The organism is Epilithonimonas sp. (assembly GCF_056329745.1).
This window is the reverse complement of sequence record NZ_JBWEYV010000022.1, coordinates 46,029-54,276: the sequence shown is the minus strand read 5'-3', so window position 1 is coordinate 54,276 and position 8,248 is coordinate 46,029. Positions and strand designations below refer to the sequence as shown.

At 33.9% G+C, this 8,248-nt stretch carries 8 protein-coding genes; 5 read left to right on the top strand and 3 right to left on the bottom strand.

Annotated elements, in window-relative coordinates; all coding sequences use genetic code 11:
- Positions 1-157: 157 nt before the first annotated feature.
- Positions 158-2,419: an ATP-binding cassette domain-containing protein gene (locus AC00Y6_RS13915; protein ID WP_474491215.1), complete on the bottom strand. Its 2,262-nt coding sequence runs from the start codon at positions 2,417-2,419 to the stop codon at positions 158-160.
- Positions 2,420-2,472: 53 nt separating this feature from the next.
- Between AC00Y6_RS13915 and AC00Y6_RS13910 the strand changes: the two genes are divergently transcribed.
- Entirely contained in the window at positions 2,473-2,892 is a 420-nt protein-coding gene (locus AC00Y6_RS13910) for a MarR family winged helix-turn-helix transcriptional regulator (RefSeq protein WP_474491214.1), read from the top strand.
- A gap of 145 nt (positions 2,893-3,037) precedes the next feature.
- Here the strand turns inward: AC00Y6_RS13910 and AC00Y6_RS13905 are convergent, their stop codons facing one another.
- On the bottom strand, positions 3,038-3,424 hold the full coding sequence (locus AC00Y6_RS13905; protein ID WP_474491213.1) for a response regulator: 387 nt from the start codon (positions 3,422-3,424) through the stop codon (positions 3,038-3,040).
- Positions 3,425-3,570: 146 nt separating this feature from the next.
- Between AC00Y6_RS13905 and AC00Y6_RS13900 the strand changes: the two genes are divergently transcribed.
- Positions 3,571-4,167: a Crp/Fnr family transcriptional regulator gene (locus AC00Y6_RS13900; protein ID WP_474491212.1), complete on the top strand. Its 597-nt coding sequence runs from the start codon at positions 3,571-3,573 to the stop codon at positions 4,165-4,167.
- A 6-nt stretch (positions 4,168-4,173) separates the two neighbouring features.
- Here AC00Y6_RS13900 and AC00Y6_RS13895 read toward each other — a convergent pair whose 3' ends face one another.
- The gene (locus AC00Y6_RS13895; RefSeq protein WP_474491211.1) at positions 4,174-4,728 is read right to left on the bottom strand and encodes a Crp/Fnr family transcriptional regulator; all 555 of its coding nucleotides are present in this window, start codon (positions 4,726-4,728) and stop codon (positions 4,174-4,176) included.
- A gap of 630 nt (positions 4,729-5,358) precedes the next feature.
- Here AC00Y6_RS13895 and AC00Y6_RS13890 point away from each other — a divergent pair.
- The 3 genes from AC00Y6_RS13890 (at position 5,359) to AC00Y6_RS13880 (ending at position 7,816) form a co-directional block, all read left to right on the top strand.
- Entirely contained in the window at positions 5,359-5,913 is a 555-nt protein-coding gene (locus AC00Y6_RS13890) for a transposase (protein WP_474491210.1), read from the top strand.
- A gap of 765 nt (positions 5,914-6,678) precedes the next feature.
- Entirely contained in the window at positions 6,679-7,218 is a 540-nt protein-coding gene (locus AC00Y6_RS13885) for a MepB family protein (RefSeq protein WP_474491209.1), read from the top strand.
- Positions 7,219-7,276: 58 nt separating this feature from the next.
- The gene (locus AC00Y6_RS13880; protein ID WP_474491208.1) at positions 7,277-7,816 is read left to right on the top strand and encodes a GNAT family N-acetyltransferase; all 540 of its coding nucleotides are present in this window, start codon (positions 7,277-7,279) and stop codon (positions 7,814-7,816) included.
- Positions 7,817-8,248: the final 432 nt, after the last annotated feature.

Sequence of the window (8,248 nt, the reverse complement as noted above, 5' to 3'; positions counted from 1 at the left end):
AATTATTAACAAAAAACTCTACTTTTGAGTGTGCCTAAGATGGGTGAGATTACACTCCCTCTATAACCATCGTTATAATCTTAAAATGTAACTTTCCTTTCGTTAGAATTTATAAATCATCTATTGATAAATGATGGTTATGAAAGAGCAATTTATCTTATCTGTAACTGTATTCTAAGTGTTTATTCAGGTATTGGGCAGTATATGATATTTTATTTTTTAAAAGCTGTGTTACCGTACCTTCAAAAACAATATTTCCACCATATTTACCGGCACCTAAACCTATATCAATAATCCAATCTGCCTGGGAGATAATGTCTAAGTTATGCTCTACGACAATAAGGGTATTATTTTGACTGATCAGGCTGTTAAAATAAACCAATAACTTTTGTACATCAATGGGATGAAGCCCTGTACTTGGTTCATCCATAATGAGTGTTTTGTTAAAAGTTTTTAGTTCTTTTGATAATTTTAATCGTTGTCTTTCTCCTCCTGAAAGGGTATTCAACCGTTGGCCTAAACTGAGGTAATCCAAACCTAATTTAACCAGAATTTCCAAATTTTCTATAGGTATTATATGCTTAAAAAACACGAGCGCATCTGGTACGGTCATGTCCATCACTTCAATAATATTTTTGCCTTTATAGTTGTATTTTAGAACCTCTGGTGCAAAGCCAGATCCGCCACAAACTTCGCACGGCTGCTCGATATCATCTAAAAATGCCAGATCTATTTTTTCAAACCCTAAACCCTTACAGTTTTTACAGGCGCCTTCACTGTTTCTGCTGAAAAATTTGTTGCTAATCTTGTTGGCTGTTGCGAATAGGTTCCTGATCTTATCTGATAAACCCAGGTAGGTTATTATATTAGAACGACTATTACCAATAATAGCAGACTGGTCTATTACAGTTGTTTCTTTTTCAAACTTTGGTAAAACGCTGTTGATAAGGGTGCTTTTACCTGAACCAGCAACGCCTGTTACTACGGTCATCACACCTTTTGGGATGCGTACAGATACATTTTTCAAATTGTGCGTATTCGCATTCTGAATTTCAATATAATCGGCTGATTTTATTGGTGTTTTGTTGATTTCAAAAGTTTTAGAAAAATACTGTCCCGTTTTTCCATCCGAATATTTTAAATTTTCAAACGAACCTTCAAATATAATCTCCCCACCATTTTTACCTGAAGCCGGTCCCATATCTACAATCCAGTCTGCAATTTTTATGAGATCAGGATCATGTTCTACAATCAAAACAGTATTTCCTTTATCCCTTATTTCTTTGATGATGGATGAAATGTTTTCCAAATCTTTTGGATGAAGGCCAATACTGGGCTCATCAAAAATATACAGAAGATCCGTAAGGCTGTTTCCTAAGCTTTTCACCATTTTTATCCGCTGAGATTCGCCACCGGAGAGCGTATCAGTGCGTCTATCAAGCGTAATATACTGTAATCCTATATTAATGATATTCTGTAATTTTTTAGTGAGTTCCCTGAGAATGATCTCATAGGTTGTAGATTGAATCGACTGTATAAAATCAAGCAACTCATCTGCTGAAAGAGCGGTGCAATCTGCAATGTTTTTATCATTGATCCTGCAGGAAAGAATCGTACTATTCAGTCTTTTACCGTGGCATGCCGGACAAGTTTTGCTTGTTGTGATATTTTTTAAATTTTCTTTCCTTATGGTATTTTCCTGAGAATCTTTTTTTAAAAACGTTCTTTCAATTCGCGGGATAATCCCTTCATATTTCACCGTTCTACCCCATTCTTTAGCCGGATGAGCTGGCTTATGTTCTGGTGCATAAAGTAGCAATTGCCATTCTTTGTCAGTGAAATATTTTAGCGGTTTATCATTATCAAAATAGCCGGATAGTGTATATCTGGTTAATCGCCAGCCACCAGGCTGAAAAGTAGGAAATAGGATCGCCCCATCATTTAACGATTTTTCCTGATCAATCAAAGCATTTATATCAATGTCCTGAACAACTCCAAGGCCTTCGCACTCAGGGCACATCCCTTGTGGATTATTGAATGAGAATACATTGGAGTAACCCACAAAAGGTTTGCCTATTCTCGAAAATAGCAACCGCAAGGAAGCATATATATCTGTAGCCGTTCCTACGGTTGAACGGGCGTTTCCTCCTAATTTTTTTTGGTTAATAATGATGGGGACATTGAGGTTTTCAATTTTATCGACATCGGCAATACCATAATGCTGAAGCCGTGTTCTCACAAAAGAATTTTGTGTTTCATTGATTTGCCTTTGCGCCTCCGCACCAATGGTTTCAAAAACCAGCGAAGATTTCCCTGAACCCGAAACACCGGTGAATACGGTAATTTTATTTTTTGGAATTTTTAATGAAATATTCTTTAGGTTGTTTTGTCGTGCATTGGTAATGATAATGTCATTCATAATTATTTTACTTAACTTTGAAAATATTTAACTAAGTTAATCATTTATCTGAAATGAAAGATATAAGTAAAGATTTTTTTGAGTCATACACAGATTTTCAATGTTTTATCCTCGCCCATATGAACAGAGGTAACATTAATGGTGTAACAGCCACGCATTATAACATCATTGAATATATTTACCGGAATGATAAACCTACAGGCAAGACATTAGCCAAAGCATTCAATGTCAGCCAGGCTGCTATTTCAAAGCAAATGAAATTTTTAATTGAAAATCAATTGATAGTACAGGAACAGGACGAGAAGGATAGGCGTGTTTTTTATTTGTTGATTACTGAAAAGGGGAAATTCATCATTGATAATTCGGAAGATTTCCGAAAGAAAGTTGCAGAACAATTTCAAACTGTGTTTTCAGCCGATGAGTTTGAAACGTTTACTGAATTGTTGCAGAAATTTGTGAGAAGTTTAAACTAAATTTACAAAACTGTTCATTTATTAGGCGTTGCAATTCTCGCCTCTTTTTCTACAATAATATTTTTAAAATCGCCTATTAAGGGATTAGCTTTTCTTAAAAAGCAATGATTTTAACAAATACAGTAGTATGTAACTGTATTGAAACTCAAGAGATCCATTTTTCAACTTTCCTCTCTAATTCATAGATATCGAAGGGTTTTGATAAATAGTCAACAACATGAGATTGCGAAGAGATAAATGCCACATCATTTTTAGCTGTGATAAATATAACTGGTATCTCATTGTAAAGACTATGATTTTTCAATAATCTGGTTGCTTCAACTCCACCAATTACTGGGATGTATATATCCATAATAATGAGGTCAGGTAAGAAAATAGCCACTTTTGCAATAATGTCATCTGCAGTTTCTGAGATTTGAACCTCGTAACCATCTTCCTCGAAAATAATAGATACAACATCAAGTATGGAAGCATCATCATCAAAGATTAAGATTTTCTTCCTACCCATCGGATTTGATAAATTTTCGCTCATGGAAAAATACTACGTTAATCAAACAAAATTAAAGTTATATCTCCATCAGTTTTATGATTTGAGTCATAATATAAAATTTGATAATTTAATTTTTCGGCATAAATATTACTTTGTAAATTAGCTTATAAACCATCAATAATTAAACTATGCTGATTCCAGAAGACCTCCTTTTAAAATATGGCGCAACAGTAGAAAACTACAAAAAAGGTGAAGCTATTTTCAGCGAGTCCGAAACCCCTAAAAATTATTATCAAATTATTTCTGGCAGTATCAAGCTTAATCATTACAATGAAGAGGGCAAAGAATTGATATTTGCTATTCTAACTAACGGACTGAGTGTTTGTGAGATGTTATTATTTATTGACCATCCTTTTCCCGTAAACGCAATCGTTTTTGAAGATTCAAAAGTCTTAAAATTGGCAAAATCAAAATTTACAAAGTTGTTGGATGATCATCCACATATTTCAATAGAGGTCAATAAATTTCTAGCGGAACGACTTTACCAAAAATACATCATGCTGGAAAATAATTCTTCTTTACACGCCCATGTAAGAATTAAAGGTGTTTTGGATTATCATAAAAGTTTTAGCCCAGAAGGTATTAAATACTCATTTCAGTTGCCCTTAACCAGGCAACAATTAGCAGCAATGACAGGTTTAAGAGTCGAGACCGTGATAAGGCATATTAAAAAACTTGAAAATGAGGGCTTACTTAAGATTGTTAAAGGTAAAATCTTCTATTGAAAATACTTAATAAAAAATCTTTCGGTTCTTTATCTTTACCACATTTTCCTTTTCCATTGTTTTTAGTGTTCTAATGGTTGTTTCAACACGAAGCCCTGTAAGATTGGCCATCTGTTGTCTTGTCAGGGGAACTTGAAAGGAAAAAGCAGTAAGATTATCTTCTGAGCTTTTAAGGTAATCCAGTAAGAGTCGAAGCTTGGTTCCAGGGTTTTGTGAACAGAAAATTTCCCCCATAACATACTTAAAATACATTGAATGAGATAAGCTTTTGATAATGTTGGATTGATTCTCAGGAGATTTGGTGAGGATTTGAAAAAACTTGGCCTTAGATAATGAGATAATTTTACAAGGCGTAATCGCAATAGCGTTTACAGGGTAAGGTTTATCAATAAACAGTAAAGCCTCACCTATACTCTCCCCTGTTTTCAAAATAGCTTGAATCGTTTCTTTGCCATCCTCATTAAAGTTGTTCAATTTAACTTCACCTTCAATAATCTGGTAGTAGTAATTAGCAGTGCTTTTTTCCGCAAAAATGATTTCTGACGGTCTATATTGCTTCAATTTTCCTCCGAATAGCTTAATGATACTTTCCTCAATAACCATATCAATCTAACCTCCTCCCTAACTATTTTAAAATCTCTTGACGACTAAATATGTGGATTAAACTATCTGGTCAATTTGAAGTATAATAATGATTTGATGTGAGTTATGCATTACCGTTGAGTTAATCATAGTTCGTTATTAATAACATCAAAAATAGAGAGAACTCGACAAGAACTTTATGACTTGGGTCATAATGGAATTTCGATTTTATTCTGAGCGGTTTTATTCTTGAAGAAGTGGTTGTAGTACTGGTTGCGTCATGATCTGTTATCAAACTTTAAGGTACTAGTCAATGTCTATTTTTTCAAATAGCAAACCTCAAAAAATTCATCAAAAATCAAGCATGCCATCTGCGAGTTTTTTCCACTGAATTTTAGTTAATTTAAAAAATCCCGCAAAAAAAATAATTAAATTCCTGATCTTATTTACGAAATGTAGCAAAGCTCTTTTACGAATTAGGTTTTAATACAGGAAGTAATAATGAACAATTTGTAGTTATTATGGGTATCTGCCCTTTTACGGAAACCCGTAAGGCTATGTTCGGCGGGATTTTTAAATTTGGTGGTTAATAAACATAAAATAAGAATTATGAAAAAACTATTATTACCTGCCCTACTTACCTCGGCAATAAGTTTCGGGCAAACCAATACAGATCTAAAAAATGATCTGAACCAGATTAAAATCGATCTGGGTACCGTGAAGCAGCAAGTACAGGCTGTGATTATGCAGAACACCTACCTGAAAAAAGTCGTGGATGTAAACGCGCCAATTGTGGAACAAAACAAAGATAACACACTATACCGTATAACCAGTGTAGTAGGCTCTAAAAAAGACAAAACCGTCACCGTCACCTTTTTGGCAGAATCTAAGGATCAGAATAAAACAGCCTCTTTCAGCAATTCTACCCTTATCGATCTGGAAGGTAATGCCTTTGATTTTGATTATAATCAATCCTCCAACCCGTCTCCTAAGCTTACTCTAAATGTTCCGCTTAAGATAAAGTTTGTCTTTAAGAATTTTGTTGATGAGCCTGAAGTTATTAAGCTTTTTAAATTTAACACAAGTAATACACCCGAGGATTTTTCTAGTATTGGCACCCGATCTATACAAGAGTTCAGGGACCTAAATGTGAACTGGCAGTAGATAAGTAGAGGAAGAGGGATGCCGGGCTTCGAGACCTTCAGTCTAATATGATGGGGCTGTTAGGTTATATGTAAAAGGTTCTTATAAAATTGAAGAAGTATCGTCATTTATGGGTATTAAGATCAGCCAATACCATTTTAAAGAAAGCACAATAAAACCAACCATCCATTATCAATACCTCATTCATAGATAAGCCATGGATACTCCATAGCCTACCCTAGTATAGTGCATGAAAAAAGAGGGAGAACTTGGCAATCAAATTCACAAAAATACAACCCCAAAAACAAAAATAATGAAATGAGAGAGAACCAGAAGATCACATCCATCTCGTAGAATTTTCTACCAAAGCCTCTGTAAAATAGCAGCATCCGGATAGCGTAAACCAAAGATAATAAAAACAACAATATAAAAAAGAAAATAACCATCCCTTAAAAAACTGCCCTCCTAACAGCTCTCCATCCCTCTTCCCTCTTCCCTCCCCATTAGAGGTAGAACTGGTTGCTCATTTACCAAAATAAAGACAATGATCTGTAATAACGTGGTGACATTCTTAACCGAAAAAAATCTGGATTAAAATCTAGCAAGACTTTTCTCTTTTATAAGAAATTGTAAGGAGAATGACCAATAATGAGTAAATTGTCATCCAATAATTAATTGCCGCTGCTTGGTCGTAGCTGAACTTGATCTTCATGTAAGTACGCAATTCATCAATACTTTTTTTCGCTAACAGCCTTTGGAAACAAAATCGGATATCAATAATACAATATGATGATCGAAAACACTTTAACCACACTTAACCAAATCCCCAGCGACTTAAAATTTGTAAAAGAGCTGGTTTATGACCAATGTAGTTTTAATTGGTCGAACTTTAAGCAAAATTCGGAAAGTATAGAATATGGAGCTTGTTCATTTGAACTTGATGGAATGACAATCCAACATCGTGTGTCTAAGATCACACCAACAAAAACGGGTCAGTTCGTGACCATTTGGAAAAGGAACAAGGAGGGAATTACAAGACCATTCAGCATATCAGATGACTTAGATTTTATAATAATCACATCAAAAAGTGATAACCACTTTGGACAGTTTATTTTCCCAAAATCTGTGTTACTTGATAAAGGAATTATAACAAGAAACGATAAAGAGGGTAAACGAGGAATAAGAGTTTATCCACCCTGGGACATCGTAACGAACAAGCAGGCAGAAAAAACCCAACTTTGGCAGACAAAATATTTCTTGACAGTTAAAAAAGATAATTCAACCGACCTCGGCTTAATAAAGCAACTATTAACTAAAACAAGCTAATGGTGATTAATCGGTTTTTCTTAAATTTGGTTAGTAGCTATAATCGAAATAAGACGCCGTGATAAAAAGAGAGTTTCCAGAAATAAGAACTGAAAAATTGATTCTAAATCAACCGAATAAAAATGATTTAGAAATTATTACAGAATTATTGAATAATCCAGTTTATTCAAAAAATACTATTAATATCCCTTTTCCTTATTCTAGGAACGACGCAGAATTTTGGGTTGATCTAGCCGATAAGGGATTTAAAAATCAAACTCAGTATATTTTTGCTATTCGACTTGCTGAAAATCAGAATTTAGTTGGGGGAATTGACTTAGGAATTGATAACAGGTTTAATAAAGCAGAATTAGGATATTGGCTGGATGAAAAATATTGGAATCTGGGATTGGTAACAGAGGCCGTTATAGCAATAATTAAATTTGGATTCGAGGACCTTAAACTAAAAAGGATTTTTGCCACTCATTTTGACTTTAACACCTCTTCAGGAAGAGTAATGGAAAAGGCAGGAATGAAGAAAGAAGGCGCTATAAAATGTCATACTTTCAAAAACGGAGAATATCAAAACCATGTGCTATACGCAATAATCAATGAATAATTTGGCTACAGATAGCATAGAACTACGTTTTCTATTCAGAAATTAACGAAAAAAATTTTCACAAAACTTTTAATCGGCTGTTAGTAAATAGGTTTTAGCTTTTGATCTGTTTCTATTTGAACTACAAATCCTGACGTTGTCATAATTTGTAGTTGCGTATTTTCTATAGATCAGAAAGATGCATAGTAGTTTGTAAATGTTTACAAACGTATAATAAATAATGTAATGTACTCGCCAACAGCGATATATGTAGTTTTAGAGATTATTGGTATTATGTGATAATTGCGTACATTTGGTTGTTATACGAAATACAATTTCCCAAAAACCAATTTACACTTAATTATGCTGTATATTAAGTAGTTATAAAATATAATTATGCAGATTAAAGCACAAAAACGCAAGTAAATACTTGTTTTGTTGTACTAAAAGTTG